Below are 26,958 nucleotides of genomic sequence, written 5' to 3'. Positions count from 1 at the left end.
TCAGGAAGAAGAGTTCAGACATGCCCGACACTACCGTTTTTTCATCGCGCTACGCGATCGACCCGAGCACGGCCGCCACGATGGGCACGGATGAATTGCGCCACAATTTTCATATTCCCGGCCTCTTCCAGCCCGGTAGCATCCAACTCACCTACACCCATTACGATCGTATGGTTGTCGGCGGCGCCATGCCGGTCGATGCGCCGCTGTTGCTTGAAGCCATCAAGCCGACCGGCACGAAAAACTTCCTCGACCGGCGCGAACTGATTGCAGTCAACATCGGCGGTGCCGGCAGCGTGAAAACAGGCAGCGACACGCACAAGATCGGCTCGCGCGACATGATCTATGTCGGCATGGGAACCGAAGCCGTCAGTTTCGCCTCGGATGATGCGGTGGCGCCGGCAAAATTCTATCTGCTGAGCGCGCCGGCCCATCACGCCTATCCGACCAAGCGGATCGGCATAGACGATGCTAAGCGCCTCGACCTCGGCAGCCAGCAGACCTCCAACGAGCGCTCGATCTTCCAGTTCATTCACCCGGATGGCGTCAAGACCTGCCAGCTTGTCGTCGGCATGACGCAACTGGCGCCAGGCTCGGTGTGGAATACCATGCCATGCCATGTGCACGACCGGCGCATGGAGGCCTATCTCTATTTCGACCTGGAAGAGACCGCGCGGGTTTTCCATTTCATGGGAGAGCCCGACGAAACCCGGCATGTGGTGATGAAAAGCGAGGAAGCCGTACTGTCGCCTGGCTGGTCGATCCATTCGGGGGCAGGGACCTCCAACTATGCCTTTGTCTGGGCGATGGCGGGCGATAACGTCGACTACACCGATGTCGACCAGGTTGCGATTGGAGATCTCCGGTGAGCGATCTGTCGGCATTCAGCCTGGAGGGCAAGCGGATCGTCGTTACCGGTGCCAACACCGGCATAGGGCAAGGGATAGCGGTTTCGATTGCCAGGGCAGGGGGGACGGTCGTCGGTGTCGGACGCTCCGCCATGGACGAGACCGCCGGGATCATCGCCGGCCTCGGCGGATCATTCAGCGAGGCGCGCTGCGACCTTGGCGACCATGCAGCGGCGCAGGCCATGCTGGACGAGCTTTGGGACAAGTCCGGCCCGATCGACGGGCTGGTCAACAATGCGGGCATCATATCGCGTGGCGATGCAGTCGATTTCTCCGAAGCCGACTGGGACAGCGTGATCGACGTCAATCTGAAGTCGCTGTTCTTCCTCTGCCAGACCTTTGGCAGGCGCGTGTTCGCCGAGCCGGGCCGTCGCGGAAAGGTCGTCAACATCGCTTCGATGCTGAGCTTCCAGGGCGGCATCCGCGTCGCATCCTATACGGCGGCCAAGCACGGTGTGGTCGGCGTTACCCGCATCCTCGCCAATGAATGGGCGGCCAAGGGGATCAACGTCAACGCCATCGCGCCGGGTTACATCGAGACCAACAACACAGCCATCCTGCGCGCCGATCCGGACCGCAGCGCGTCCATCCTGGCGCGCATTCCGGCCGGTCGCTGGGGCGGGCCGGAGGACATCGGCGACACGGCCGTGTTCATGCTGGCGAGAGCGTCGGACTACATGCATGGCGCCATCGTGCCGGTCGACGGCGGCTGGCTGGCGCGCTGAGGACACCACGAATGATCGACAACAAGATATTCTTCCGCGCCGGCGACGGTGAATGGACCGAAACTCCCGACGGCAACCGCCGACGTGTCCTGCTCCATACAGACGAGTTGATGATGGTCGAATTCGCCTTTGAAAAGGGCGGTGTCGGCGCGTTGCATTCGCATCCGCATGTACAGTCGAGCTACGTCGCCGAGGGGCGTTTCGAGGTGACGATCGACGGGCAGGCGCAGACGCTTTCGGCCGGCGACGGCTTCATCGTGCCGTCGAATTTGGTGCATGGCGTGAAGGCGCTTGAGGCCGGGCGGCTGGTCGATACGTTCACGCCGCACCGCGCCGATTTTCTGACCTGACGGCCGCGATTATTTCCGGGCTATACGCTCCAGCCATTCCTTGCCGACATTGCGGTCGCGGATGATCGACAAGGGATCCTGGCTGTCGAGGCGCGAGCAGATGCGATAGACTTCCAGTGCTTCGGCGCTCATTTCGCCGCGTTTGTAGAAATACATCGCCGCCGCATAGCGGGTGCGGCCGGACCACTCCTCGCCGAGCGGCGTGTTGACCAGCGCCCACTGCTCGGCAGCTTCCTTGTCTTCCGTATCAGACATTGGCAGGCGGGTTGGCGGTGCGACGTTCAAGCTTGATGAACGGGCGCGGCACGATCCTGGCGCGCTTCATCAGCCGTTCGTATTTCAGCTCGCGCATGGCATAGATCTCGACCCACAAATCATCGGTCACCGTGTCGCCATAGGGCCGCGACAGGCTTGCGATGGCGATGTTGCGCTTGGCCATCGGCGACCAGATCGCGGCGCTGACGAGACCTACTTCTCTCTTCTGCCGATGATAGACGATCGCATGCTCGGCGGGAATGTTGCCCTCGATCTCCAGCCCCACCAGCACATGTTTCATGCTGCGGTTGGCGCGCGCGGCGAGGATGGTGCGGCGGCCATTGAAATGCGGTTTTTCGGCATCGACCATGAAGCCGAGGCCGATCTCGTCGGGCAGGCGCAGCCGATCGCCGCGTATGGCATGTTCGGCGGTGACGAAATCGGCATTGGCGACGATCAGCCCCGCCTCGATGCGCGCCCGATTGAGTGCGGTGTAGCCAATGGCGCGGATGCCGTGCAGCCGCCCGACCTCGAATAGCCGATCCCACAGGCTAAGCGCCAGTTTTGCCGGAACGAACAGCTCGTAGCCGAGATCGCCGGTGAAGCCGGTGCGCGAGATCGCCACCATGCCGCTTTCATGAGGAAATTCAGCAAGATCGAAGATCTTTAGCTTCTCGACACCCGCGAAGCCGGCGTCGCGCAAGACAGCAAGCGACGTCGGGCCCTGCAAGGCAAGGCCGGCGACAGCTTCGGTCTCCTCTTCCACCATGACATCGAACCCGATGGTGCTGTCGAGCAGCCAAGGCAGGTGCCGTTCCTGGCAGCAAAGGCGGAAATGGGTCGGTGCCAGGCGAAAAAGCGTACCATCGTCCAGCACATGGCCGGCATCATCGCACCAGGCGGTGTAGTGGACACGGCCGGGTTTCAGCTTGCTAACGTCGCGCAGCGTGACGCGGTTGCAGAACGCTTCGGCGTCCGCGCCCTCTATGCGGTATTTCACCATCGGCGAGATGTCGAAGGCCGCCGCCTGGCTGCGGATGGTGAAATATTCGAGCTCTTCGTCCCACAGCGAAAGCGGCGCCTTGTAGCCCGCCCAGGTGTACCAGTCCTCGGTCTTCGCCAGCGCGTCAATGCGCGGCTGGAGGGGCGAGGGCAGGCGCAGCGTGCGGAAATGACCCTGCAGGGCCGCGCGGGGCGGCCGTGTTGAAGCATTGGTTTTCCGCGCAGTCTTCGCCATGGCTATGCTTTCATCGCGATGATGTGGCGCGCCGCGTTCAGCCCGGGAACGCCGGAAACGCCGCCGCCCGGATGCGATCCGGCGCCGCAAAGATAGAGCCCGTCGACGGGCGTGCTGTAGCCTGCGGCGCCCGAGACCGGCCGCGACATCAGCATCTGGTCCGCCTGCAATTCGCCGTGGTGCCAGTGGCCGCCGGGCATGCGATAGCGCTGCTCGATATCGAGCGGCGTCAGCAGTTCGGTATGGCGGATCGACTTGGCGATGCCTGGTGCATGGGCTTCGAGCTGCGCCATTATCGCATTGAGAAATTTGGGCTTTCCGGCTTCCCAGCCTTCCCCCAGCGCGTATGGTGCATACTGCACCACGGCCGACAGGACGCAGGCGCCGTCCGGCGCAAGCGACGGGTCGGCGAGGCTCGGCAGCGTGATTTCCATGACCGGTTCCGGCGAGAATTCCCCATACTTCGAAGGGTTGAAGGCGCGTTCGACATGATCGGTGGACGGCGCGATGACCAGCCGGCCGCGATGATCTTCGGTGCGCACGCCAAGAAATTCCGGCGGCCGGTCTAGCGCCAGATGGAGCTTGGCCGCATCGCCCATCATGCGGATATTCTTCACTTTCCGGACAAATCCGGTGTCGAGTTCGCGGCTTCCCACAAGACTGAAGGTGGAGGATGGGTTGATGGCGGAAACGATGGTTTTTGCGCGAATTTGCTCATCGTTTTGAAGAGCGACACCGACTGCACGGCCCTTTTCGACGAGAATTTTCGCAACTTCAGCGTTGGAGCGCACAACGATCCCCGCCGCGGACGCGGAAGCGCCCATTGCTGCGATGATCGCGCCCATTCCGCCTTTGGGCAGCAACTGGGCGCCGGGGACGCCGCCGATCTCCCCCGCCAGCCGGTAGTAAAGACCGAGGAGCGAAGTCGGGGAGCGCGGCCCGAGATGCGAACCGAGCACCGCATCGAAAGCGAGCAGGCCTTTCAGCCGGTCGTCCTCCAGGTGCTCGTCGAGCACGTCGGCGACATTCATGAGCAGCATGCGCAGGAAGTCGCGCATGTCCTCCTTGCCGAGCCGTTTGAGCGACAGCCCGGCCATCGCCAGTGCCGATGTCTCCGAGAGCGACATGTCGGCGAGATCCGGAGGACGGCGGGCAAGGAACGGCTTCAGGATGCCGGCGTAGCGGAAAAGCAGTGCGCGCAATTCGCGCCACGCTGCGGCCTCGCTGTCGGTTGCGCCGTCAAGGCTCTCGCCGTAGGCGCCGCGCAACACCAGCGGATCGTCCGTCGTCGAAAGCGCGACTGATGGCGTCGCTTGGCGTTCGAAGGCAAGACCATGCTTTTCCAGTTCGAGTATCTTGACGACCTCCGGATGCAGCCGGTTCAGCACATGGGCGATCGACGAAACGCGGAAGCCGGGGAAAAATTCCTCTGTGCGTGCCGCACCGCCGATCTCGCCTGCGGCTTCCAGAACGAGCACCTTCCGCCCGGCCCTGCCAAGGGTGGTGGCGGCGACGAGGCCGTTGTGGCCGCCACCGATGACGATAACATCAAATGACGTCATGGGCCGGGCTCATATGCTTGGTGCCGCGCTTCAGGTCGCGCAGGATTTCGGCGGCCGCGTTGTGCCCCGGCGCACCCATGACGCCGCCGCCGGGATGGGTGGATGAACCGCACATGTAGAGCCCGCCGACCGGTGAACGGTACTGCGCGTAGCCGGGCACGGGCCGGTTGAACAGCAACTGGTCGAAGGTCAGTTCGCCCTGGAAGATGTTGCCCTCGGTAAGGCCGACCTCGGCCTCGATCTCGCGCGACGTGCGGACCTCCATATGCACGATGCGATCGCGGAAACCGGGAGAGTATTCCGCAATCTGCGAGATGACGCTTTCGGCAAACCCGTCGCGGTCGGCGTCGGTCCAGTCGCGTCCGCCGACCTTCGGTGGAGCGTACTGGACGAAGCAGCTCATGAAATGTTTGCCCGGCGCGGCCATGGTCGGGTCGAGCGTGGTCGGGATCACCATGTCGAGGAATGGATCTGCCGACCATTTCCCGGCTTTCCAGTCGTCATAGGCGCGTTCCATGCGCTCGACGGAATCAGTGAAATGCATGTCGCCCCGGTAGCAGGGCGAATCCTTCGGCAGCGCCGGGAATTCCGGCATGGAATCCAGTGCGATGTTGACCTTGCCGGACGAGCCGCGGATCTTGAAGTTGCGGACGCGGCGCAGGAAGATTTCGGGCAGCTCCTTTTCCTCGACGAGCTTGAGGAAGGTGCGCTTCACGTCGGCATTGGAGACGACGAGCTTGCCATAGACCTCCTCGCCGCTGGCAAGCACGATACCGTTGGCCTTGCCGCTCTTGACCAGCACATGATCGACCTCGGCTTCGGTGCGAATGGTGCCGCCAGAGGCGCGGAAGGAATCCGCCAGCGCCTTTGTCACCGCTCCCATGCCACCGCGCGCGTAACCCCAAGCGCCGACCGAACCGTCGACCTCGCCCATGTAGTGGTGAAGCAGCACATAGGCGGTGCCGGGCGACATCGGCCCGAGTGCGGTGCCGATAATGCCCGAGAGCGCGAAGTTGGCCTTGATGACGTCGGTCTCGAAATATTCGTCGAGGAAATCGGAGATCGACATGGTCCAGAAGCGCAATGTCAGCGCCATTTCCTCGGCGCCTAGACCAGCGAATTTCCTGCCGAGATACATCAGCTCGCCAATGTCGCGCGGACGCAGGCTGGTTGGGTCCGGGGCCGTGCGCATCAGCAGCGGCTGGATGAAGCGGCATTGCCGCGTCACGTCGCGGGCATAGCGGTCATAGGCCTCAGCGTCGCGGGCGGAGAACCGCGCGAACTCGCGGCGATGCGCGTCATGGTCGCGGTAGTTGGCGAGATAGTCGCCATCGCGAGTGAACACCGCGCCGCCTTCATAGGAGATGACCTGAAGGCCGAAGCGCGGCAGTTCGAGATCGCGCATGATCTCGGGGCGAAACAGCGAGCAGACGTAGGAGCAATTCGAATAGAGAAATCCCGGTGTCAGTTCGCGGCTAGTCGCCGCGCCACCGACCCACGCGTTCTTCTCGACGACCAGCACATCAAGGCCTGCCCGCTGCAGATAGCAGGCGTTGACCAAGCCATTGTGGCCGCCGCCGATGACGATTGCATCCCATGTCTTCATATTTGTCGCTCGGCCCCTCTCCCTACCAAATCTGGCACGGGCGCCCGACTTCTGTCCAGTCATATTGAATGAATGTTCAACAAACCATGTTGCGTTTTCCGCAGTTCGGAGTAGGCTTTGAAGAAATTTCGGCATTGGGAATTGCTGATGATCGATGCCCATGGCGCAGGGCCGGAGTACGACGATACCGCGATCCGCTTTCTCGAGGCGCTGTGGGGCGAGGGCTACCTCTCGCCCGGCGGACCGGAGGAAGTCGATCGCGTGCTGCACGGGCTCTTGCTGGAGGGCAAGCGAGTCCTCGACGTTGGCTGCGGCTCAGGCGGCATCACGCTGCACCTGGTCGAGAAGCATGGCGCCGGCCACGCAACCGGTTTCGACGTCGAACTGCCGGTAATCGAAAATGCGCGCCGCCGCGCCGCTGAACAGCGTCTTTCCAGCAAGACCGATTTCGTCCAGGCGCCGCCCGGTCGGCTGCCGTTTGACGACGGCGTCTTCGACCTGGTGTTCTCCAAGGACGCGCTGCTTCACGTGCCGGACAAGGATGCGTTGTTCGCCGATATTTTCCGGGTGCTGAAACCCGGCGGCGTATTCGCTGCCAGTGACTGGCTGATCGGTCACGACGGACCGCCTTCGAAAGACATGGCCGACTACATTGCCGCCGAAGGCCTGTCGTTCAGCATGGCCTCGCCCGAACGCTATCGTCGCGCCATGCTGCTTGCCGGCTTCGTTGAAGTTACTGTCACCGACAGGAATGGCTGGTATCGCGACGTGGCGCGTGGCGAACTCGAGAGGCTGAAAGGCCCGCTCTACGACGTCGCTGCCGCCGCGGTGGGCCGCGCCTATGTCGACAAGAACATCAGAACCTGGGAGGCCATGCAGAAGGTTCTTGACAGCGGCGAACACCGTCCCACTCATCTGCGCGGACGAAGGCCGGAACAATGAGTCCCCGTCCGGCGGTGCTGAAGATGGATACGCTCATGAAATCGGCATTGCCGAAAGAGGCCGCCCAGGACAACGAGAAGCGCGGCCGCAAGGCCTCCAAGGAGGTCAGGCGGCTGCAACTGATCGAAGCGACGATCGATTCCCTTGCCAAGCGCGGCTATTCCGAAACCACCATGGCTGATGTCGCTGACGGGGCAGGGTTGTCGCGCGGCATCGTGAATTTCCATTTCGAGAGCAAGGAAAAGCTGCTCGTCGCTACGCTGCAGCATATGTACGACGAATATTCGGCACATTGGCGCGCCGCCCTGCTGAAAGCCGGCGACGATCCGGCGCGCCAGCTTCGTGCGCTGGTTGCCGCCGATTTCGATCGGTCGATATCCAACAAGCGCAAGCTCGCCGCATGGTGCGCCTTCTGGGGCGAGGCCAAGTCGCGGCCCACCTATCAGGCTCTCTGCGGGGCTCGGGATGCGGCCTACCAGAATGTCTTCATCGATCTCTGCCGGAAATTGAAGGAAGAGGCCGGCTACGATTTTGATCCTCAGGGGACGGCCCTGGCGTTGAGCGCCATGCTGGAAGGGCTGTGGCTGAGGCTGATGATGGGAACCGAGGACGTGACGCGGGAATCCGCCCTTCAGGCGGCTTTCGAGTTTCTCTCCCTGGCATTCCCCAAGCACTATCCGGGGCAAACCCGCAGCGAACGAAATGTGGGATAGGCAATCAACAAGAACAGGGAGCACTTGAAATGAGAGGAATCAACAGACGAACGGTATTGGTCTTGACGGTCGCGCTTTCGGCTTCGGTGGCGCCCATGGCATTCGCCGAAGATGCGGAACTGACGGTATTCGACTGGTCCGGCTACGAGGCACCGGAGTTCCACCCGGGCTATATTTCAAAGAATGGCGATTCGCCGACATTCACCTTCTTCGGCGACGAGGAGGAAGCCTTCCAGAAGATCCGCTCCGGCTTCAAGACCGACCTTGCCCATCCCTGCTCTCAGAGCGTGGTCAAGTGGCGCGAGGCGGGTCTGCTGGAGCCGCTGGACACCTCCAAGATCGAAGGCTGGAAGGATATGAACCCCGCCATCATGGCGATGAAGGACCTGGCCACCACGGCCGACGGCACGGCCTGGTTCATGCCCTGGGACTGGGGCAACACCCTTTTGACCTACAATTCGGAGAAGGTCGATCCGGCGGACATCAAGTCGCTGAAATCGCTGGCCGACCCGAAGTTCAAGGACCGTGTTTCGATCGGCGACAATGTCGACGACGCCTATGCGCTTGCCTCGCTCGCCATCGGGCTAAAGGACTGGACGCAAATGACCGACGCGCAGTTTGCCGAGGCCTCCGCTTTCTTGCGCGAGGTGCACAAGAACGTTCGTCTCTACTGGACCGACAACACCGAGATCGTGCAGGCGATGAGCGGCGGCGAGGTCGATCTCGCCTGGGCGTGGAACGACGCGGCGGTGCAATCGGCGCTTGCCGGCGCGCCGATCAAATCGACGCGCGATACGGCAGAAGGCTTGTCAACCTGGGTCTGTGGTTACGTCCGCCTCAAGGGCGCGCCGGGCAATGCCGACAAAGCCTACGACTACCTGAACGCGATCAACGCACCGGAGGTGGCGAGCTTCCTGCTGTCGGATTGGGGCTATGGCCATGCCGACGCCAAGAGCATGGCGGCGATCGATCCGGCCGTGGTCGCAGCACAGGGTTATGCCGACGTCGACAAGTTCGTCGACAAGACGCTGTTCCAGTCGCCCGTGCCGAGCGAACTCAAGCAGAAGATGATCGCCGAGTTCGAGAAGATCAAATCGGGGTATTGATCCTTCGGCAAGCTCAGGATGAGGTGAGGACGCTTGTCGGCCTCACCTGTCCAACCAGTTACTGCGGTTTGCATCTCCCGTCGGGGAGATGCATCGTTTCAATCCGCCATGGCAACCAGGGCATCCGGATCGTAGGCGAGCCGGATCGCGGCGCCGACCGGGATGTCGTCGGCGCCGAAATTGTTTGTCTCCGAAACCGACAGCGGCTTTTCAAGGCCGGGAACCTCGACGATCAGGTGGGTTATCTCGCCGAAGTAATGGCGGTCGACCACCTTGCCGGTGACCTGGTGACTGCTGGTGGCGTCGTCCCACAGGACACGCAGACGTTCCGGCCGGATGCCGAGGGTCGCTGCCTTGCCGTTGCGCACGAAGGCCTGCGGCTTGTCGGTCTTCACGCGGCCGAAACCGTGGGTCTCGACGATGATCGAAGCGCCGCTCTCCTCGACGATCTCGGCCTTGACGAAATTCATGCCGCCAAGGAAATCGGCGACCTGCCGGTTGACGGGGCGCTGGTAGATTTCCTTGGGTGCCGCGACCTGCGCGATCCTGCCGCCGAACATCACGGCGATGCGGTCCGACATGGCAAGCGCCTCGTACTGGTCGTGGGTGACCAGTACGAAGGTGATGCCGACCGCCTGTTGCAGCCGGCGCAACTCCACCTGCATCTGCTCGCGCAGCTTCTTGTCGAGCGCCGAAAGCGGCTCGTCGAGCAGCAGCACCTTCGGCCGCATCACGAGCGCGCGGGCGAGTGCGACACGCTGGCGCTGGCCGCCCGAGAGTTCGGTGGCGCCGCGGCTGCCGAGGCCCGAGAGCGATACCTGCGCCAGGGCCTCCTCGACGCGGCGCTTTTCTTCGCCGGCGTCGAGCCGCAGGCGCTTCAGCCCGTAAGCGACATTCTGCGCGACGTTGAGATGGGGGAAGATCGCGTAGCTCTGGAACACCATGTTGGTGGGTCGGCGATTGGCGGCGATGCCATCCATCGGCTGGCCGTCGATGGCGATGCTGCCGCTGGTGGGGGTATCGAAACCGGCGATCATCCGGAGCAGCGTGGTCTTGCCGCAGCCGGAAGGGCCAAGCAGCGAGAAGAACTCGCCCTCGCGGATGCTCAATGAGGTATCGTCCAGCGCCTTGAAGGCCCCGTAGCTGCGGGTGACGCCGGCAATCTCGATCATCGGCCTGTCAGACAAAGGCACCCCCTGCGTTCTGGGTACGGCGTGTCGCGCGCCGCCGCATGATTTCGGCGAAGGTGAGGAGAATGAACGAACCGACCAGCAGCAGCGTGCCGAGCGCCAGCACGCCGGGAAGTTTCGCCGCGAAACGCAACTGGCCCCAGATGTAGACAGGCAATGTCGGATCGGTGCCGGTGAGGAAGAACGCCATGATGAACTCATCGAGCGAGATGGTGAAGGACACGAGCAGGCTCGAAATGATCGCCGGCGCCACCATCGGAAGCGTCACCCGGCGGAAGGTGCCAAAGGCGGTTTCGCCGAGATCGGCGGACGCCTCCTCCAGGCTGCGGTCGAAACCCTCGAAGCCGGAGATCAGCACCGTGACCGAGTACGGCACGCAGATCAGCACATGGCCGAGCACCACGGTGAACAGGGACAGGCTGAGGCCGAGCTGCAGCAGCACCAAAAGCAGCGATACCGCGACGATGATTTCGGGCAGCACCAAGGGCGCCATGATCAGCCCGCTCACCGCGCGCTGCCCGGCAAAGCGGTAGCGGGTCATGGCGCGCGCGGCGCAGATGCCGAGCATGGTGCTGACGATGGATGCCGCCACGCCGACGACCAGGCTGTTCCAGGCTGCGTCGAGCAGCGCCGGCGTGTTGGGCAGGCTTTCGTACCATTTCAGCGTCAGCCCGGTGAGCGGGAATTTCGGGATCGCCGAGGTGTTGAAGGAGAACACCGGCAGGAGCAGGATCGGCAGATAGAGAAATCCGATATAGAGCGCCGCGTAGACCGGCAGCCAGTTGGTCAGCAGCCTGCGGACGGCGGTCATCGCGCGCGCCTCGCGGCCCATCGCAGGATGAAGACGGTGATGCCGGCCATCGCCGTGACGATCACCATGGTGGTCACCGAAAGCGCGGCACCGAGCGGCCAGTTGGAGGCCTTGCCGAACTGCGCCTGGATGGCGTTGGCGATCATGACACCATCCTTGCCGCCGACCAGACGCGGCGTCACGTAGTCGCCGACCGTCGGGATCATGACGATCATCAGTGCGGAAATGACGCCGGGCATCGACAGCGGCAAGGTGATGCGCAGGAAACGGCGGATCGGCCCATCGCCGAGGTCGGTGGCCGCTTCCAAGAGCGTGCGGTCGACCTTTTCCAGCGAGACGAAGATCGGCAGGATGGCGAAGGCCGCCCAGGCATGGGTCAGCGTGATGATGACGGCGGTGGTGTTGTAGAGGAAGGCGGTCGAGGGTTCGTCGATGACGCCGAGGCCCATCAGGCCCGAATTCAGGACGCCGCCATAACCGAGGATGACCTTCCACGACATCACCCGGAGCAGATAGCTCGTCCAGAACGGGATGGTGATCAGGAACAGCCACAGATTCTTGCGGCTGCCGCCATGGAACGAGATGAAGTAGGCGATCGGATAGGCCAGGATCACCGTGACGAAGCTGACCACCAGCGAGATGTAGAGCGAGCGGAACAGGAGATCGCGGTAGATCGGCTCCGTCAGCGTCACCCGGTAATTCTCGAGCGTGAAGGTGCGGTCGATGGTGAGGTAGTTCTGCGTCCAGAAACTATGGGCGATGACCACCAGGATCGGCACGGCGAGCAAGACGAGGGCGTAGAGGAAGGTCGGACTGATCAGGGCCATGCCCTGCGCCTGTTCGGATTGCAGAAGAGGGCCGCCGCGGCTGCGCGTTGCGCGCAAGGGCGGCGAACCTTCTGCAGCCGCCGTCATTGCAGGGCTCCGGGTGCGGGCTCGATCCCACGTGCTGAGAGTTCCGCCATGCAGCATCCCATTGAACGGTGCCGGTTCGCCAGTTCCCGTTGGCTGCCGACTTTCTTCATCATGAGCGCATACGGCGATTGAAATCAAGCGCTATTTCTGTGATATTGATTGAACGGACATTCAAAATAAGCTCAGCAAGGCGTGTTTAGCGGGCTGGCCGGCGTTCGGAAATTCCAAGCAGGCGAGCGAAATACGAGGTGATCCCATGGCGGCACTAAGAGAGACCAGAACCGGTGCGAATGCGCCTTCCGCGCGGGCGGAAAGCGGCGATGCGGTCGAACGCGCCAAGCGGCATCTGGTGCAGCCCTGGCCGCTTGCCGGCTCCATTGGAACGGAGGCACGCGCGCTGATCGGCGAAGGCGAGGGCATCTACATCACCGACGGCGACGGCAAGCAGCTGATCGACGGGCCGGCCGGCATGTGGTGCGTCAATGTCGGCCACCGCCGCGAGGAGCTCGCCCGGGTAATGTACGACCAGGCGATGGCGCTGTCCTACAACACGCCATGGTACACGATGAACGCGCCGTCGGCGGAACTCGCGCAGCGCATCGCGGCTTACGCGCCGGGTGATCTCGACCACGTATTCTTCACCACCGGCGGTTCGTCGGCTGTGGAGACGGCGCTGCGCTTCATGCAGTTCTACAACAATGTGCGCGGCCGCCCGGAAAAGAAGCTGATCCTGAGCCGCGGCGGCGCCTATCACGGCTCGACCTATCTTTCCGCATCGCTGAACGGCCGGCCGCGCGACCGCGACTGGATGGACGGCGCCGACGAGCTGATCGTCAAGCTGTCGTCGCCGAACCCGTTTCGCCGGCCGGCTGGCCTGAGCGTCGAAGCGTTCGCGGATTTCCTGGTCGATGAATTCCGCGACACCGTCGCCCGGGTCGGCGCCGACAGGATCGGCGCCTTCGTCGGCGAGCCGGTGCAGGCTTCCGGCGGCGTCATCGTGCCGCCGGACGGCTACCTGAAGCGGATACGCGAGATCTGCCGGCAGAACGATATTCTCTACGTCTCCGACGAGGTGGTGACCGCCTTCGGTCGTCTCGGCCATGTCTTTGCATCGGAAGAGGTGTTCGGCATCGAACCCGACATGATCACCTTCGCCAAGGGCGTCACTTCGGGCTATTTCCCGCTCGGCGGTGTGGTGATCTCGGCGCGTCTGATGGAAGAATTGCGGCGCTCCAACCACCCGGACGCGATGTTCGGCCACGGGCTGACCTACACCAGTCACCCGGTCGGCTGCGCGGTGGCATTGAAGAATCTCGACCTGCTGGAAGGTGGCGTGCTCGATCATGCCCGCAAGGTCGCGCCGTATTTCCAGGCGCAGCTGAAGACGCTGGAAGAACTGCCGCTGGTCGGCGAGGTGCGCGGCGCCGGCCTGATGGGTTGCGTGGAATGCGTCGCCGACCGCGAGAGCCGGGATCCCCTGCAACTCGACAAGGATGTCGGAAAACGCATCGACGCGCATTGCCACGAGCTCGGCCTTCTGGTGCGGCCGCTGATCAACATGTGCGTGATGTCGCCGCCGCTGATCATCACCAAGCAGCAGATCGACGACATGGTCGGCATCCTGCACGAGGGTATTTCGCGGACGATGGAGGATTTGCGGCGGGAAGGGGTGTGGAGGGGATAGAAGCGAATAGCGAGTAGCGAATAGATAAAAAAACCTTGCGCCTGATCGATTCCGTTGATCTGTCGCTACTCGCTATATTTAAGCTTGCGATCTCAGCGCCTCGTTCAAATTCCAAATATCCTTCTCGTCGGGCGCGGTGTCGAGCCCGACGACCGGTACCAGCTTGCGCAGGTGGTCGTGGTGGGTGCGCACCCCATATTCGAGATCGGACAGGTAGAAGCCCGAGAAGGATTCCGACAGCATGGATTCGTTCGACCAGATGGTGAGCTGGACGTCTTCCTCCAGCGTCTCGCGGTCGATGCGATAGGCAAGATAGCGCGCCGCGGCCTGCTCGCGGCTCTCGTCGGCATAGCGGTAGACCGCGCCGCGCAACATGGTTTCGCCGGTCGACAGCGGGAACTCCTGGTAGAACTGGATCGATTCCGGCATCAGCGCCAGGGCGCCGTTCGGAAACAGGCCGTAATAGACCCACGCCTTGCGCAGGTTCTCCGGCAGGTTTGTCGGCTCGGGTGCCAGCTTGACATAGTTCTTCACGCTCCAGCGCCGCCCGGCATGCGGGTTGTAGGTGGCGAAAGACCGCGATACGCCGTTGACGAACGGCTCGTCGAAATAGGTCGCGCCGTAGAGATCCTGCAGGGCGGGATGCGCCATCGCAACGTGATAGCCCTCGTTGTCGACGTCGCGCACGGATTTCCAGTTGACCGGCGAGGTGTGCGACCAGATGCCCGTAGTCGGCACCATGTCGGCGACGCGGTAGTTGGCGATTTCGGCCTCGAACGGCGCCATGAGTTCGGCCACCGACGGCTGCGGCCCCTTGCGGAAGCGCACGAAGATCAGTCCCATCCAGATTTCGAGGTCGAGCGGCATCAGGCCGAATTCGGTCTTGTCGAGATCGGGGAAGGAGCGAGGGCGCGCAGCACCCCTCAGCGTGCCGTCGAGATTGTAGACCCAGCCGTGGAACGGGCAGACCAGCGCGTTTTTGCAGGTGCCCTTTTCGTCGGCGACGACCCGGGAGCCGCGATGGCGGCAGATGTTGTGGAAGGCGCGCACGACGCCGTCGGCGCCGCGCACGATCAGCGCGCGTTCGCCGACCACGTCCATGGTCAGGTAATTTCCGCGGTCAGGCACGTCCGACACATGGCAGGCGATCTGCCAGTGGTTGCGGAAAACGTGCTCCTTTTCGACCTCGAGCAGGGCCGGGCTATGGTAGCACCAGCCCGGCAAACCCCTGCGATCCCAATCGTTTGGGACCGCCACATCGCGAACGTGCCGGTTCATCTTCATGGCTCTTACTTATTGAATGTTCATTCAATATAAGCACGGTTTTTGTTGCTGGGCAAGGGTTTGGGGATTTTTCCGCTATTGAACGACATCCACAAAGGGCGCATGGCGTCCCCACGACATGCTGTCCGACTGGACCGCTTTCGCGGCGTCTATCCGCCGAAGGCTGGGGCCAAATCGCCAATATTCGTGACCACGAGATCACGCCTAACGAGCGTTTCTGGTTGATCAGGATCGCATCTTGGATTCGGATCCGGCTCCAATGCTTGAGCGGATGCAAAAGCTCCGGATGATTTTCCAGACTCAAGTCTCGTGCCCAGTCAGCACTCGCGGACAACGCTGGCGACAAGGCGGTCGGTCGTAGCATCATATCGGTTGCCGCTGGACCACGATCTCTGAACGGCTACACGGCCGTCCAGCCCGTAGTGGCGGATGATCTCGTGCGAATTTGGTCGCTTTGTCAGCAGGCGCCAGGAATGTTTTCCTCGGCTTTATCCACGTCTCGGCCAACGCGCGCATAATGCTCTCCGAACTGGTTGGAGGGGTTGATGGACTGGACGATGGAGGATCACAGGCAAGCGCTCAGGCGCATCGCGGTTGTGCTCGTCGCCCTGGCCGAGCTGGCCGAGCGTGTGGCCGGCAGCCCGCTCCCTGTCCGCGATTTCATGCTCTGGATCCTGCGTCGCGCCGAGTCCGTCGCCCTGGAGTTCGTCACCACCGGGTTGCAGATGACCGGCGCGCCCGCCGCGCCGATAGCCCTTCTACAGGCCGGCGACCGGTCGGCGGAGGCGATGCGCCTCGCTTTGTGCTTTCGCGCGCTGGCCGCGGCGCTGACGGGTCTCGCCACACAGGCCGGGCGGCTCGCCGATGATTGGGTTCCTGACCGGCAGGCGGGCGTGTTCGCCGGTTGGGCGTTGTTCCGTAGTTCTGCGGTCTTTCCTTCGCGCCGCGCGTCAGGCACGAACGGGCAACACGGCATGCTTCGGGGCGCCACAAACCGTCCCGACACGTCGTGATCGTCCGGCGTTCGACGGGAAGCGGGAAAAGACGACGGCTTCTCGGCCGGCCGGCGAACGGGAGCTATGTGGAAAAAAGAGATGGCTGGGGAACCTGGATTCGAACCAGGACTAACGGAGTCAGAGTCCGTGGGTCTACCGTTAACCTATTCCCCAGCAGGCGGTCATTACCCGCTGGCGTCGGCACCAAAGTGTCCGCGCGGCCTGCGTTTTAGCCATGGACCCGAAATAGTCAAGGGATTGTTCGGCTTCAAGGTAGCAAGGGGTGGAGACGTGCCGTGGAAATTGCCGGTGCAGGTTCGGCAACTGCACCGTACTGATCGCGTCGATGCGGATGTCGAAGGGTGGGATCAGGCAGGATCCGGTGGTTTTGTGTCGATGTCCACGGGCAGCGGCCGTGACCATTGCTGGGCGAATTGCGAGCGCTCGAAGACCAGCACGACGACCAGCGCCAAAGCCAGCGGGATGATCAGGTAGAACAGGCGAAAGACGAGCAGGGCGGCGAGCACGCCCACCGGATCCATGTCGGACAGCCCCGACAGAAAGACGATCTCGAGCACGCCGAGCCCGCCCGGCGCATGCGAGATCTGCGCCAGCGAAAACGAGGCGATGAAAACGCCGAGTACCGTGATGAACCCCGGATTTCCGGCTTCGGGCAGAGCGAAATAGATGATCGAGGCGGCCCCCAGCAGCTCCAGCGGGCCGATGATGAGCTGCCTGGCGACGATCGGCAGGCGCGGATAATGGATGGCGAGGCCGCGGATGTTCAGCGGGTTCAGGTGCAGCCAGCTGCAGAAGACATAGAGCGCGACCAGGCCGAGCAGAAAGGCGCCGATCGCGAACGCCACGATCGGCGGCGTGCCTTCAATGTAGCGGTGGATGAGTGACGGTTCGAGCACCAGCACGAAGCCGGCGAGCACGATGGTCGCGAGAACGAAGGTGAACCAGCAGACGGCGACGAGGATGCCGACCTCCGATGCGGTCAGGCCCTTCGACCCGTAGGCCCGGTAGCGGATGACCGCGCCTGAAATGACGGAGCCGCCGATGTTGTGGGAAAGCGCATAGGTGGTGAAGGAGCACAGCGAGATGAACAGCCACGACACCTTCTTGCCGATATGCAGAAGCGCGATGTGGTCGTAGCCGGCGAGCGCCGCGTAGGCGACGACCGAACCCAGCGCCGCGAGCAGCCATTGGTGCAACCGGATGGCGGCGAGCCCGTCACCGACATCGTCGAGCGAAATGCCGCGCAGTTCCTTGTAGAGCAGCCATACCGAAAGCGTGACGGCGAGAAGGCCGATGGCCGGCCAGATATAATCCTTCCACTTCATCCCGTGCGGGTCGCTCCTGTGCCCTGGAGCATCGCTCGCCATTGCCGACGCGCAAGATGCCCGAGGTCGTTGAGTTACGCATCGCGGTCCGGAAACTGTTGCCGATTTCCGGGCCGATGCGACAGTGACCGAATCGTCAGCACGTGGTTAAACGCACCCCTCCGCAGATAGAACCGTTTTCTTCGCTGGCAATCAAATCGGAATTTCAATCCTGCGCGCGGAGAGGCTCGATGCGGGTCAATTCTGCAAAAGCAGGGCTTGGTGATTGCGACCGGCGCTGGTACGTTGACGGCAACGAAGAAAACATAAAGCGCGTGCAGCGTCCGTTATGGTTCGCGCGGCGCCAGAAGGAACAAGAAGGTGAAGGACCCCGATACCGGCGTGTTGCCGGAAAATGGGGCGTCACGGGGCTTTCCGCCGCACGACGGCGCGAGTCCGTCCGCCAATCCGATTATTCCTGCCCGACCGGCGGAGGGCTGGTCCGGCAACGGACAGGCGCTTGGCGCGATCCCGAACGACAAGCCGAAATGGAAGAAGCGCCGCAAGCGCCGGCGCGGCCGCAAGGTTTTCGTGCGCGACGGCGTGCCGCAGGGACTGCCCGCGAAAGATGCGCCGTCGGTTGAGGAACCGCCTACGCCAGCCCCAGTACCGGCGCCCGAAGCCGATGCGCCGCGGCGGCCGGCGTTTCAGGACCTGCCGGTCTATGCGGCGCTTGACCTCGGCACCAACAATTGCCGCCTGCTGGTCGCCGTTCCGGGGCGGCCGGGCCAGTTCCGCGTCATCGATGCCTTCTCGCGCATCGTCCGCCTCGGTGAGGGGCTGACGGCCAACGGCAGACTCGGCGAGGCGGCGATGGATCGCGCCGTCGAAGCGTTGAAGATCTGCGCCGACAAGCTTCGCCAGCGTACGGTACGCCGCGCCCGTCTTATCGCCACCGAGGCGTGCCGCACCGCCGACAACGGCGCCGAATTCCTGGCGCGGGTGAAGGCCGAGACCGGCCTGTCGCTGGAGATCATCGACCGGCGCACCGAGGCGCGCCTGGCGGTTTCCGGCTGCGGCTCGCTGGTCGAGCGCGATACCGACGGCATCGTGCTGTTCGACATTGGCGGCGGCTCGTCGGAGATCGCGCTGGTCGATGTATCGCGGCAGCGCACGCCGCGGCTCGCCAACCACATCGTCTCATGGACCTCGCTGCCGGTCGGCGTCGTCTCGCTTGCCGAGCGTTTCGGCGGCCGCGACGTGACACCGGCAGTCTTCAAGGCGATGGTCGACGACGTGACGGGCATGCTCGGCGCGTTCGACGGCCGCGACCGGCTGGCCCACCTGACCTCAGGCTCGCGCTTCCACCTGCTTGGCACTTCCGGCACGGTGACGACGCTGGCCGGCGTGCATCTGGGGCTCGAACGCTACGATCGCCGCCGCGTCGACGGGCTGTGGATGGACCGGCCAAACGTCGATTCGATGATCGAAAAGCTGCTCGGCTGGGATTTCGAAGCGCGCGTCGCCAATCCCTGCATCGGCGCCGACCGCGCCGACCTGGTGCTTGCCGGTTGCGCCATCCTCGAGGCGATCCGCGGCATCTGGCCCTCGGAACGGCTGCGCGTCGCCGACCGCGGCCTGCGCGAAGGCATTCTCAGCGAACTGATGGCCGACGACGGCGTGTGGCGTCGCAACTGGCGGCCGGGACCGCGGCCATGACCAAGAAACCGGGTGGCACCGGGACCGGCGCGCGGGTCTTGAGAACGAAGGTCAAGAAGAAGCGCGGCCTGAAGGAATCGTCGCGCCGCTGGCTCGAACGCCACCTCAACGACCCTTACGTGCAGCGCTCCAAGGCCGACGGCTACCGCTCGCGCGCCGCATACAAACTGATCGAAATCGACGACAAGCACCATCTGCTCAAGCCGGGCATGCGGGTGATCGATCTCGGTGCCGCACCCGGCGGCTGGTGCCAGGTGGCGGCGGCGCGCGTCAAGTCGACCGAGCAGAACCCGCGGGTAGTGGGCATCGACTACCTCGAAATGGATGCGGTGCCGGGCTCGGCCTTCCTGCAGATGGATTTCCTCGACGAGGCGGCGCCGGCAAAGCTTGTCGAGACCCTAGGCGGCGAGCCCGACATCGTGCTTTCCGACATGGCGGCGCCGACGACCGGGCACCAGCGCACAGACCATATCCGGACCATGCACTTGTGCGAGGTGGCAGCCGATTTCGCGATTTCGGTGCTGAGGCCCGGCGGCCATTTTCTCGCCAAGACCTTTCAGGGCGGCACGGAATCCGGCCTTCTCGATGCGTTGAAACGGAATTTCCGCTCGGTGCATCACGTGAAGCCGCCGGCATCGCGCAACGAGTCGGTGGAGCTTTATCTTCTCGCTAAGGATTTCAAGGGCCGCCCGGAGACGTGAACCTTGCTGACAGGCCGTTCGCCGTTCTCCGTGAAGCAGGTTAAAGCGGCGCCCGCGGCTCTTCCGGATCGGACAGCCGGTGTCCCGACACCGAATTGCCGGCGGTCGGCGCGAGCCCGATGAACGGAATGACCGCGAGCATGCTGATGAAGGCGATGACCAGGAAAGCAGTCGTGAACGCCGACGGCCCGATGGCCTGTCCCGAGAAGTAGGCCGCTGCCTCCAGCGTGGTGCCGCCGACAGCCACGCCGAGCGCGATGCTGATCTGCTGCGACACCGCGCTGATCGCGGTCGCCTGGCTGGCATCAGCGCTCTCGATATCCGCGAAAACCAGCGCGTTGGTCGACGTGAAGAAGAGAGATCGGAAAAATCCGGCAACCAGCAGCACCAGGATGATGACTCCTGCCGAGGTTGCAGGGGTGAAGAAGCCGTTGACGGCGATCAGGCCGGCGCTCAGCAGGCCGGAAGCGATGAGAATTGTGCGGAACCCGCCCAGGCGCAACATGATCGGGGCCAGCAGTTTCATGGCGAAAGCGCCCATTGCCGATGCAAAGGTCAGCATGCCGGACTGGAAGGGGCTCATGCCGAAACCGAGCTGGAAGAGCAGTGGCAACAAAAAAGGAACCGCGCCGATGCCGACGCGGAACACCAAACCGCCGATGACCGCGGCCCTGAAGACCGGGTTGGCGAACAGCCTGAGATTGAGCAGCGGGTGGGACCGCCTGCGGGAGTGGCGAACATAAAAAATGGCTGCCGCGATGCCGACGAGCACCGCCGCCACGCCGAAGGCAGGGGGAAGCGCCGGCAGGCTGACCACGGACAGCCCAAACACGATGCCGGATGCGGCGATCGCCGAGAGGAAAAAGCCTGGCAGGTCGATCGGTCCCGCGCCCGCCGAGGGGATTTCCGGGAGGAAACGTCCGGCCAGCCAGATGCCGAGGACGCCGATCGGCACATTGATGATGAATATCCAATGCCAGCTGAAGAAAGTCGTTATGAAGCCGCCGACCGGTGGCCCGAGCATCGGTCCGATCAGCGCGGGCATTGTCAGCCAGGCCATGGCTGAAACGAGTTCGCGTTTGGGTGTGGAGCGCACCAGCACCAGCCTCGCGACCGGCGTCATCATAGCGCCGCCGATACCCTGGACGAAGCGGGCCAGCACGAAGCCGCCCAGCGCATTTGCTGCCGCGCATCCGATCGAACCGATCACGAAAACCGCGATTGCAATGCGGAACACCCGTTTTGCGCCATGCTTGTCGGCCATCCAAGAACTGATGGGGATGAAGATGGCGAGCGACACGAGATACGCGGTAAGCGCTAGCTTCAAGGCGACCGGACTGGTGCCGATGTCGGTGGCAATGGCAGGCAACGACGTTGCGATCACCGTCGAGTCCATGTTTTCCATGAAGAGGGCAACCGCGAGAATGAGCGGGATGATGCGGTTCAAGGACCAGATCCGGAATTACGTCGCGGAATGCGTGGGACGTCGACGTTTGGGCGGGTAGCATGGTTGTTTTGGCTTGTCGCGGATTTTCCGTGACTGGACCGTCAGCTTACCGTGACAATGCCAACCTTTGCCGGGATGAGGTCATTTCTTCCGGCTGGCGATTTCTTCGGCATACCGCTTGGTTTCGGCGATGCGTTCAGGTGTTGCCGGATGCGTCGAGAGGAAATCGTTCTCGCCCTTGTCGCCCAGCTTGTCGCGCATCAACTCGAAGAACCGCGCAATGGCTGCCGGATCGTGGCCGGCCTTGTGCATCAATTCGACGCTATAATGGTCGGCCTCCGCCTCGGCGTCGCGCGAATAGGAAAGCGAGGCAAGCGCTGAGCCCTGGACCAGGATATCTTCCGTTCCCGAGCCGATATCGCCGCCGATCAGCATGATGAGCGCGGTGACACCGGCTGCCCGATAAAGCTGTCGGAGGCTGTGCTGATGATCGACATGGCCGATTTCGTGGGCGAGCACGCCGAGCACCATCTCGTCGTCCTGGGCAAGTTCCACCAGTTCGTCGGTCAGCACGACGGTTCCGTCGGGAAGCGCAAAGGCGTTCGGCCCGATCGAACCCCCACCGCGGAAGTTGAGCGTGTAGGGCGGCACCTGCGCAGGTGCAGCAACTCCATTGCCGCCGCGCGCCAGGGCCGCAATGGCGGTGAACTGATCGGTCAGCGCCTTCTGCCTCTCGGCGCTTAGCTTGGTCGGCTCGAAAAACGTCTGATCCAGGGAGGCAAGAGCGCCCTGGCTCAACAATTGTGGGACCACCGGCGGCGTTGCCACGATCGCCACCTCGACCAGCATCGGCAGGGCGAAACGATAAAGCGCGAAACAAAATGCGACGACCAGCGCGGCAAGGACAACCAGTCGTGGATGGAACCGCTCGAGGCCATGGATGAAGCCGAAGTTCTTCTTCCGATGCGGCCGCACCAGAGTGTCGACGGTGTCGTTGTCGCTTGTTTCAAAGACGCTTTGATCGGGGAAGGTGATATTGCGAGGAATAGAGCCGACGCGGTCGGATATCCGGACTGTCGGGAACGCCGCCGAAGAAAAGATCGCGCCGGTATCACGGTCGGCGGCGGTGACGGTGGCGTCAGGGCCGACAGTCAGGACCGCTGCCTTGGCACGCCCGACGGCGGGCGGGCGCCAGAGGCCTTCCACCGCCATCGGCAGGCGGGTTTCAGAAGCCAAGATCAAATCCTTCCACGTCCATGTATTCCGACCCGACCGCGCCACCTTCGTCGCGGATGGTGCCTACATATACGTCAAGCGGGCCGGTGGTATCGAGCGCGGTGACGGTGGCGAGGTACCGGGCCATTCGGATCGCTGCCCACGGCCGGGCAAAGCCGAGCGTTGCCAATGTGGCGAGCAGGTTGGTTATGGAAATCCATGCGTAGCGGCCGCGATGGATGCAGGAGGCCATGGCGTGCCTGTCGTCGATGATCGTTTCGTTCAAAGCCACGTTGCGCGTGCCGGCCCGATAGAGCAAGCCAGCGACGAAATAGAGGATCAGGAAGGGGACAACGGCCACATAAAACAGGACAACGATCATGTAGGGCGAAACCTGAGGATCGTCGCCGGTATTGAAAAATTCGCCGATCTGGGTGGAAAAAAGGATAACGAGTGCAACCGCCACCGCGACCAACACCAGAAATCCTCCGGCCAGCACGAAAGCCGGAAGCCACCACTGGCCATAGAGTTTTTCGAGCCGTGGATCGCTCTTTATCGGACGGTCGCCATATCTGAGATTGCCGAGCGTGTAATTCCACATCCACTGTGAAGCGAGCGGAGCCAGGATTCCGGCGGTGCCGTAGATCAGCGCGCCGCCGAGAATGTACGCCTGGAATGCGCCCCAGTAGCCACCGGTGAAATCGAACCGAACGTTTCGGTAGCTGGTGACGCGCGCGCTGAAACGCATGCCTCGCATGATGAACCAGGGCAATGCGAACAGAAAGGCCACAGCGAAGATGCCGCTGACGAGGGGCGCGAAAGTCGCGAGAAGATTGTAGGCGATCAGCAGCACCAGCACGATGATGCGGCCGATCAGGATCTGGATCGGACGCGCGTGATAGTCGAACGTGGCGCCGGCGAGATGGGTGTTGCCATAAAAATAGCGCTGGCGGCGGACCTTTGCCCAGGCGGAATAGATGCCGATCGTCACGATCGTCAGAAGCACGTTGACGATCCAGATGCCGAAATATTCGCGCGTCGTGCCTGTGAAGGAAAATTTCTCCCGCTGCATTCGGATCGTGGATGGAACGGCCGCTTGAGGCACGTCGGTATCGTTCATTTTCCCCTCGTGGTGCGGCTTCGGTGAGCTTGCAGTGGAACTGCAACCTTGCCGAGAATGCAATTGCCCGCAAGGGTCGGCAGGTGAAGCGGTCGTCTTTTCAAACGACAAGATACATGGTACCAGCCCGTGCCAATCCTGAAAGGGAACTTACGAGTCGGCGCTGCCCAGTGGGCCAGCGCCCCTTTTGCATTAAGGATCGGCAATGGCAAAAATCATCGAGACCGCCACCGGCGCAATGGCGCTGACATTCGACGACGTGCTTTTGCAGCCCGGCCATTCCGAGGTCATGCCGGGCCAGACCGATGTCCGCACCCGCATCGCCGGGGACATCGACCTCAACATCCCGATCCTTTCGGCGGCGATGGATACGGTCACCGAATCGCGCCTGGCCATCGCCATGGCACAGGCCGGTGGCATCGGCGTCATCCACCGCAATTTTTCACCGGCAGAGCAGGCCGAGCAGGTTCGACAGGTCAAGAAGTTCGAATCGGGCATGGTGGTCAATCCGGTGACGATCGGGCCGGATGCGACGCTCGCCGATGCATTGTCGCTGATGCGGACATACAGCATTTCCGGAATTCCGGTTGTCGAGAATGGCGGTACCGGCGGCCAGAAGGTCGGCAAGCTGGTTGGCATCCTGACCAACCGCGACGTGCGTTTCGCCTCGGATCCCGCGCAGAAGGTCTACGAACTGATGACGCGCGAGAACCTGATCACGGTGAAGGAAAACGTCGATCAGGGCGAAGCCAAGCGGCTGCTCCACCAGCACCGTATAGAGAAGCTGGTGGTCGTCGACAAGCAGGGCAACTGCGTCGGGCTGATCACCGTCAAGGACATCGAGAAATCGCAGCTCAATCCGCATGCCTCGAAGGATGCGCAAGGACGCTTGCGGGCAGCGGCGGCTACCAGCGTCGGCGATGACGGTTTCGAGCGCGCCGAGCGGCTGATCGATGCCGGCGTCGATTTGCTGGTCATCGACACCGCGCACGGCCATTCGCAGCGGGTGCTCGACGCGGTGGTCCGGGCTAAAAAACTGTCCAACTCGGTGCGTATCATGGCGGGCAATGTCGCCACGGCTTCGGGCACACAGGCACTCATCGATGCCGGCGCCGACGCGGTGAAGATTGGCATCGGACCGGGTTCGATCTGCACCACGCGTATTGTCGCCGGGGTAGGCGTGCCACAACTCTCGGCGATCATGTCGGCGGTCGAGACGGCCGAGAAATCCGGTGTTTCGGTGATTGCCGACGGCGGCATCAAATATTCCGGCGACCTCGCCAAGGCGCTGGCCGCCGGTGCCGGCGCGGCGATGATAGGTTCGCTGCTCGCCGGTACCGACGAGAGCCCGGGCGAGGTCTATCTGCACCAGGGCCGTTCGTTCAAGGCCTATCGCGGCATGGGTTCCGTGGGCGCCATGGCGCGTGGCTCGGCCGACCGCTATTTCCAGGCCGAGGTGCGCGATACGCTGAAGCTGGTGCCGGAAGGCATCGAAGGGCAGGTGCCTTACAAGGGACCGGTGTCCGGCGTGCTGCACCAGCTTGCCGGCGGTCTCAAGGCGGCGATGGGCTATGTCGGCGCCCGCAACCTCGTGGATTTCCGCGATCGGGCGACCTTCGTGCGCATTTCCAACGCCGGCCTGCGTGAAAGCCACACGCACGACGTGGCGATCACCCGCGAAAGCCCCAACTACCCGGGTGCGTGATGAACCAGACGGCAATCTTCTGGCCGATGATCGCGCATGTGGTGCTGGTCTATGTCATTTATGCGTTGATGAGCCTCCGCCGCAGGGCAGCCGTCAAGTCGGGCAACGCCAAGGCTTCGCAATTCCGCGAGAACCTGAGCGAGCCCGCCGAGAGCCTGTTTATCCGCAACAATCTCGCCAACCAGTTCGAACTGCCGGGGCTTTTCCATATCGTATGCCTGTGCCTCTACGTCACATCAGGGGCGGGGCTTGTTCCTGTGGTGCTGGCGTGGCTGTTCGTGCTGTCGCGCTACCTGCACGCCTTTATCCACGTAACGTCGAACCGTATCCGTTTCCGGCAGCCGGCCTTCGCTTTCGGTTTCCTGGTGCTGGGGCTGATGTGGATCTGGTTCGCGCTGCACCTTGTGGGCGCTGTCTGACCTTCAATCCGGCATCAAAACGCCGCGCAGCCCGCGGATGATGCTTGCCAGTTCGACGCACTCGTTGTGCCGCGTGCTGTTGCGCCGCCAGGCAAGGCAGATGGTGCGCGACGGCATCGGGTCGGCGAAGGGTACGATCTTGAGGTCGGGCATCGCGCCGGCAGGCCGCGCGGCCATTTCGGGGATGAGCGTGATACCCAGCCCATGCGCCACCATCTGCAGCAAAGTGGTGAGGCTGGTCGCGCCATAGCTGGCCATCGCCACCGGCTTGACACTGCCGCAGACGGCGAGCGCCTGCTCGCGCATGCAATGCCCTTCCTCCAGCAGCATCAGCCGTTCGAGCGCCGGGCTCTCCGGCGGCACCGGCGGCGAAGCGAAGCCCGGATCGTCGGCCGGTACGGCAAGGAAGAAGCGATCCGGGAAAAGTTCCTCGGTGACCAGGCCGGGAAAGTCGAGCGGCAGCGCCGCCACGAAACCGTCGATGCGGCCGCTGGCGGTTCCTTCAACCAGCGATGCGGTGACCGCCTCGCGAAGCTCCAGCACAAGCGCGGGAAAGCGCGATTTCAACTCGGGCAGGACGTGCGGCAAGAGATAGGGCGCGATGGTCGGAATGATACCGAGTCGGAAACGGCCCTCCATGGCAAGGCGGCCGCGCCTGGCAACGGATTCGATCTCGCGCATCTCGCCGAGAATGCGCTCTATTCTGGGCTGCAGCGCCAGAGCTTCATCCGTCATGCGCACGGATTTTCCACCGCGGTCAAAGAGCCGGCACGCAAGCCGCTCCTCCATTTCAGCGATCTGCGCCGAAAGCGCTGGTTGCGAAACTCCGGCCAATGCTGCAGCACGGCCAAAATGCAATGTCTGAGCCAGCGCATCGAAATACTGCATCTGGCGAACGGTCAATCTGATCATAACCAAATCCTATCGATAAAAACAGGAAAGGCAATTTGTCTTTATAGGAGCTGGTAGCTACTCTGGAACAATTCCAGAGTGGCGGGCGCAGCGCTCCGCCCCTGGCGAAATTC

Annotated in this window: 25 protein-coding genes and 1 tRNA gene; 12 read left to right on the top strand and 14 right to left on the bottom strand. The window is 63.0% G+C overall.

The annotated features are described in order from the left end of the window. Positions 1-20 precede the first annotated feature (20 nt). From kduI to OHD58_RS23750, 3 genes are read left to right on the top strand one after another with little or no spacing between them, the layout of a single operon-like run. Positions 21-869, top strand: a complete 849-nt coding sequence (kduI, locus tag OHD58_RS23760; RefSeq protein ID WP_263806042.1) for a 5-dehydro-4-deoxy-D-glucuronate isomerase — start codon at positions 21-23, stop codon at positions 867-869. Continuing rightward, entirely contained in the window at positions 866-1,633 is a 768-nt protein-coding gene (gene kduD / locus OHD58_RS23755) for a 2-dehydro-3-deoxy-D-gluconate 5-dehydrogenase KduD (protein ID WP_263806041.1), read from the top strand. Before kduI ends, kduD begins: the two co-directional genes overlap by 4 nt. Before the next feature lie 11 nt (positions 1,634-1,644). Then, a complete protein-coding gene (locus tag OHD58_RS23750; protein ID WP_263806040.1) occupies positions 1,645-1,983 on the top strand; it encodes a cupin domain-containing protein in 339 nt (112 codons plus the stop codon). A 9-nt stretch (positions 1,984-1,992) separates the two neighbouring features. Here the strand turns inward: OHD58_RS23750 and OHD58_RS23745 are convergent, their stop codons facing one another. From OHD58_RS23745 to OHD58_RS23730, 4 genes are read right to left on the bottom strand one after another with little or no spacing between them, the layout of a single operon-like run. Beyond that, positions 1,993-2,238 carry a hypothetical protein gene (locus OHD58_RS23745; RefSeq protein ID WP_263806039.1) on the bottom strand — a complete coding sequence of 82 codons (246 nt, stop codon included), beginning with the start codon at positions 2,236-2,238 and terminating at the stop codon, positions 1,993-1,995. Continuing rightward, positions 2,231-3,475 carry an aminomethyltransferase family protein gene (locus OHD58_RS23740; RefSeq protein ID WP_263806037.1) on the bottom strand — a complete coding sequence of 415 codons (1,245 nt, stop codon included), beginning with the start codon at positions 3,473-3,475 and terminating at the stop codon, positions 2,231-2,233. The genes OHD58_RS23745 and OHD58_RS23740 overlap by 8 nt, the downstream gene beginning before the upstream one ends. A 2-nt stretch (positions 3,476-3,477) precedes the next feature. Then, positions 3,478-5,037, bottom strand: coding sequence for a phytoene desaturase family protein (locus OHD58_RS23735; protein ID WP_263806036.1), 1,560 nt, complete (start codon positions 5,035-5,037; stop codon positions 3,478-3,480). Further along, positions 5,024-6,643, bottom strand: a complete 1,620-nt coding sequence (locus OHD58_RS23730; RefSeq protein WP_263806035.1) for a phytoene desaturase family protein — start codon at positions 6,641-6,643, stop codon at positions 5,024-5,026. The genes OHD58_RS23735 and OHD58_RS23730 overlap by 14 nt, the downstream gene beginning before the upstream one ends. A gap of 117 nt (positions 6,644-6,760) precedes the next feature. Here OHD58_RS23730 and OHD58_RS23725 point away from each other — a divergent pair, with 117 nt between their 5' ends. From OHD58_RS23725 to OHD58_RS23715, 3 genes are read left to right on the top strand one after another with little or no spacing between them, the layout of a single operon-like run. Further along, entirely contained in the window at positions 6,761-7,585 is an 825-nt protein-coding gene (locus tag OHD58_RS23725) for a class I SAM-dependent methyltransferase (RefSeq protein WP_263806034.1), read from the top strand. A 23-nt stretch (positions 7,586-7,608) separates the two neighbouring features. Then, positions 7,609-8,298, top strand: a complete 690-nt coding sequence (gene betI, locus OHD58_RS23720; protein WP_412177285.1) for a transcriptional regulator BetI — start codon at positions 7,609-7,611, stop codon at positions 8,296-8,298. Positions 8,299-8,327: 29 nt separating this feature from the next. Next, positions 8,328-9,404 (top strand): ABC transporter substrate-binding protein, encoded by a 1,077-nt coding sequence (locus OHD58_RS23715; RefSeq protein WP_263806033.1) that lies wholly within the window; start codon positions 8,328-8,330, stop codon positions 9,402-9,404. A gap of 98 nt (positions 9,405-9,502) precedes the next feature. Here the strand turns inward: OHD58_RS23715 and OHD58_RS23710 are convergent, their stop codons facing one another. The 3 genes from OHD58_RS23710 to OHD58_RS23700 are packed head-to-tail and all read right to left on the bottom strand — an operon-like array spanning position 9,503 to position 12,319. Beyond that, complete coding sequence (locus OHD58_RS23710; RefSeq protein ID WP_263806031.1) at positions 9,503-10,576, bottom strand: ABC transporter ATP-binding protein; 1,074 nt, start codon at positions 10,574-10,576, stop codon at positions 9,503-9,505. A 7-nt stretch (positions 10,577-10,583) separates the two neighbouring features. Further along, a complete protein-coding gene (locus OHD58_RS23705; RefSeq protein ID WP_263806029.1) occupies positions 10,584-11,405 on the bottom strand; it encodes an ABC transporter permease in 822 nt (273 codons plus the stop codon). Then, entirely contained in the window at positions 11,402-12,319 is a 918-nt protein-coding gene (locus OHD58_RS23700; RefSeq protein ID WP_263806028.1) for an ABC transporter permease, read from the bottom strand. Before OHD58_RS23700 ends, OHD58_RS23705 begins: the two co-directional genes overlap by 4 nt. A 256-nt stretch (positions 12,320-12,575) precedes the next feature. Here OHD58_RS23700 and OHD58_RS23695 point away from each other — a divergent pair, with 256 nt between their 5' ends. Next, positions 12,576-14,003 carry an aminotransferase gene (locus OHD58_RS23695; RefSeq protein WP_263806026.1) on the top strand — a complete coding sequence of 476 codons (1,428 nt, stop codon included), beginning with the start codon at positions 12,576-12,578 and terminating at the stop codon, positions 14,001-14,003. Between the two features lie 78 nt (positions 14,004-14,081). Here the strand turns inward: OHD58_RS23695 and OHD58_RS23690 are convergent, their stop codons facing one another. Beyond that, entirely contained in the window at positions 14,082-15,281 is a 1,200-nt protein-coding gene (locus OHD58_RS23690; RefSeq protein WP_263806024.1) for an aromatic ring-hydroxylating oxygenase subunit alpha, read from the bottom strand. Positions 15,282-15,832: 551 nt separating this feature from the next. On the opposite strand from OHD58_RS23690, the gene OHD58_RS23685 reads away from it, so the two are divergent. Continuing rightward, positions 15,833-16,300 carry a hypothetical protein gene (locus tag OHD58_RS23685; RefSeq protein ID WP_263806023.1) on the top strand — a complete coding sequence of 156 codons (468 nt, stop codon included), beginning with the start codon at positions 15,833-15,835 and terminating at the stop codon, positions 16,298-16,300. A gap of 82 nt (positions 16,301-16,382) precedes the next feature. Here OHD58_RS23685 and OHD58_RS23680 read toward each other — a convergent pair. Further along, positions 16,383-16,456: transfer RNA gene (locus OHD58_RS23680), tRNA-Gln, on the bottom strand. A gap of 194 nt (positions 16,457-16,650) precedes the next feature. Beyond that, positions 16,651-17,628: a lysylphosphatidylglycerol synthase domain-containing protein gene (locus tag OHD58_RS23675; protein WP_263806021.1), complete on the bottom strand. Its 978-nt coding sequence runs from the start codon at positions 17,626-17,628 to the stop codon at positions 16,651-16,653. A 360-nt stretch (positions 17,629-17,988) separates the two neighbouring features. On the opposite strand from OHD58_RS23675, the gene OHD58_RS23670 reads away from it, so the two are divergent. Both OHD58_RS23670 and OHD58_RS23665 read left to right on the top strand, forming a co-directional pair. Beyond that, complete coding sequence (locus tag OHD58_RS23670; RefSeq protein ID WP_263806020.1) at positions 17,989-19,326, top strand: Ppx/GppA phosphatase family protein; 1,338 nt, start codon at positions 17,989-17,991, stop codon at positions 19,324-19,326. Beyond that, the gene (locus OHD58_RS23665; protein WP_263806019.1) at positions 19,323-20,027 is read left to right on the top strand and encodes an RlmE family RNA methyltransferase; all 705 of its coding nucleotides are present in this window, start codon (positions 19,323-19,325) and stop codon (positions 20,025-20,027) included. The genes OHD58_RS23670 and OHD58_RS23665 overlap by 4 nt, the downstream gene beginning before the upstream one ends. 40 nt (positions 20,028-20,067) lie before the next feature. On the opposite strand, the gene OHD58_RS23660 is transcribed toward OHD58_RS23665, so the two are convergent. From OHD58_RS23660 to OHD58_RS23650, 3 genes are all read right to left on the bottom strand, one after another. Continuing rightward, complete coding sequence (locus tag OHD58_RS23660; RefSeq protein WP_263806018.1) at positions 20,068-21,474, bottom strand: MFS transporter; 1,407 nt, start codon at positions 21,472-21,474, stop codon at positions 20,068-20,070. 141 nt (positions 21,475-21,615) lie between these two features. Then, complete coding sequence (locus tag OHD58_RS23655) at positions 21,616-22,686, bottom strand: M48 family metallopeptidase (protein WP_412177284.1); 1,071 nt, start codon at positions 22,684-22,686, stop codon at positions 21,616-21,618. Between the two features lie 13 nt (positions 22,687-22,699). Then, positions 22,700-23,809 (bottom strand): YjgN family protein, encoded by a 1,110-nt coding sequence (locus tag OHD58_RS23650; RefSeq protein ID WP_263806015.1) that lies wholly within the window; start codon positions 23,807-23,809, stop codon positions 22,700-22,702. Between the two features lie 205 nt (positions 23,810-24,014). Here OHD58_RS23650 and guaB point away from each other — a divergent pair, with 205 nt between their 5' ends. Next, a complete protein-coding gene (gene guaB / locus OHD58_RS23645; RefSeq protein WP_263806013.1) occupies positions 24,015-25,514 on the top strand; it encodes an IMP dehydrogenase in 1,500 nt (499 codons plus the stop codon). After that, on the top strand, positions 25,514-25,933 hold the full coding sequence (locus tag OHD58_RS23640; protein WP_263806012.1) for an MAPEG family protein: 420 nt from the start codon (positions 25,514-25,516) through the stop codon (positions 25,931-25,933). Before guaB ends, OHD58_RS23640 begins: the two co-directional genes overlap by 1 nt. A gap of 3 nt (positions 25,934-25,936) precedes the next feature. Here the strand turns inward: OHD58_RS23640 and OHD58_RS23635 are convergent, their stop codons facing one another. Next, positions 25,937-26,845 (bottom strand): hydrogen peroxide-inducible genes activator, encoded by a 909-nt coding sequence (locus OHD58_RS23635; protein WP_263806010.1) that lies wholly within the window; start codon positions 26,843-26,845, stop codon positions 25,937-25,939. Between the last annotated feature and the right edge of the window lie 113 nt (positions 26,846-26,958).

The sequence above is a fragment of the Mesorhizobium sp. ZC-5 genome, from assembly GCF_025753855.1.
Taxonomy (GTDB): Bacteria; Pseudomonadota; Alphaproteobacteria; order Rhizobiales; family Rhizobiaceae; genus Neomesorhizobium.
Note: the sequence above shows the minus strand (reverse complement) of the source record. Positions and strands in the feature narration are given on the sequence as shown.

Bases quoted from the DNA above. Each gene is read 5' to 3' on its own strand.
- kduI (WP_263806042.1), top strand. From the start codon at position 21: ATGCCCGACACTACCGTTTTTTCATCGCGCTACGCGATCGACCCGAGC.
- OHD58_RS23750 (WP_263806040.1), top strand. From the start codon at position 1,645: ATGATCGACAACAAGATATTCTTCCGCGCCGGCGACGGTGAATGGACC.
- OHD58_RS23745 (WP_263806039.1), bottom strand. From the start codon at position 2,238: ATGTCTGATACGGAAGACAAGGAAGCTGCCGAGCAGTGGGCGCTGGTC.
- OHD58_RS23740 (WP_263806037.1), bottom strand. From the start codon at position 3,475: ATGGCGAAGACTGCGCGGAAAACCAATGCTTCAACACGGCCGCCCCGC.
- OHD58_RS23735 (WP_263806036.1), bottom strand. From the start codon at position 5,037: ATGACGTCATTTGATGTTATCGTCATCGGTGGCGGCCACAACGGCCTC.
- OHD58_RS23730 (WP_263806035.1), bottom strand. From the start codon at position 6,643: ATGAAGACATGGGATGCAATCGTCATCGGCGGCGGCCACAATGGCTTG.
- betI (WP_412177285.1), top strand. From the start codon at position 7,609: ATGGATACGCTCATGAAATCGGCATTGCCGAAAGAGGCCGCCCAGGAC.
- OHD58_RS23715 (WP_263806033.1), top strand. From the start codon at position 8,328: ATGAGAGGAATCAACAGACGAACGGTATTGGTCTTGACGGTCGCGCTT.
- OHD58_RS23710 (WP_263806031.1), bottom strand. From the start codon at position 10,576: ATGATCGAGATTGCCGGCGTCACCCGCAGCTACGGGGCCTTCAAGGCG.
- OHD58_RS23705 (WP_263806029.1), bottom strand. From the start codon at position 11,405: ATGACCGCCGTCCGCAGGCTGCTGACCAACTGGCTGCCGGTCTACGCG.
- OHD58_RS23700 (WP_263806028.1), bottom strand. From the start codon at position 12,319: ATGACGGCGGCTGCAGAAGGTTCGCCGCCCTTGCGCGCAACGCGCAGC.
- OHD58_RS23695 (WP_263806026.1), top strand. From the start codon at position 12,576: ATGGCGGCACTAAGAGAGACCAGAACCGGTGCGAATGCGCCTTCCGCG.
- OHD58_RS23690 (WP_263806024.1), bottom strand. From the start codon at position 15,281: ATGAACCGGCACGTTCGCGATGTGGCGGTCCCAAACGATTGGGATCGC.
- OHD58_RS23685 (WP_263806023.1), top strand. From the start codon at position 15,833: ATGGACTGGACGATGGAGGATCACAGGCAAGCGCTCAGGCGCATCGCG.
- OHD58_RS23675 (WP_263806021.1), bottom strand. From the start codon at position 17,628: ATGAAGTGGAAGGATTATATCTGGCCGGCCATCGGCCTTCTCGCCGTC.
- OHD58_RS23665 (WP_263806019.1), top strand. From the start codon at position 19,323: ATGACCAAGAAACCGGGTGGCACCGGGACCGGCGCGCGGGTCTTGAGA.
- OHD58_RS23655 (WP_412177284.1), bottom strand. From the start codon at position 22,686: ATGGCGGTGGAAGGCCTCTGGCGCCCGCCCGCCGTCGGGCGTGCCAAG.
- OHD58_RS23650 (WP_263806015.1), bottom strand. From the start codon at position 23,809: ATGAACGATACCGACGTGCCTCAAGCGGCCGTTCCATCCACGATCCGA.
- guaB (WP_263806013.1), top strand. From the start codon at position 24,015: ATGGCAAAAATCATCGAGACCGCCACCGGCGCAATGGCGCTGACATTC.
- OHD58_RS23640 (WP_263806012.1), top strand. From the start codon at position 25,514: ATGAACCAGACGGCAATCTTCTGGCCGATGATCGCGCATGTGGTGCTG.
- OHD58_RS23635 (WP_263806010.1), bottom strand. From the start codon at position 26,845: ATGATCAGATTGACCGTTCGCCAGATGCAGTATTTCGATGCGCTGGCT.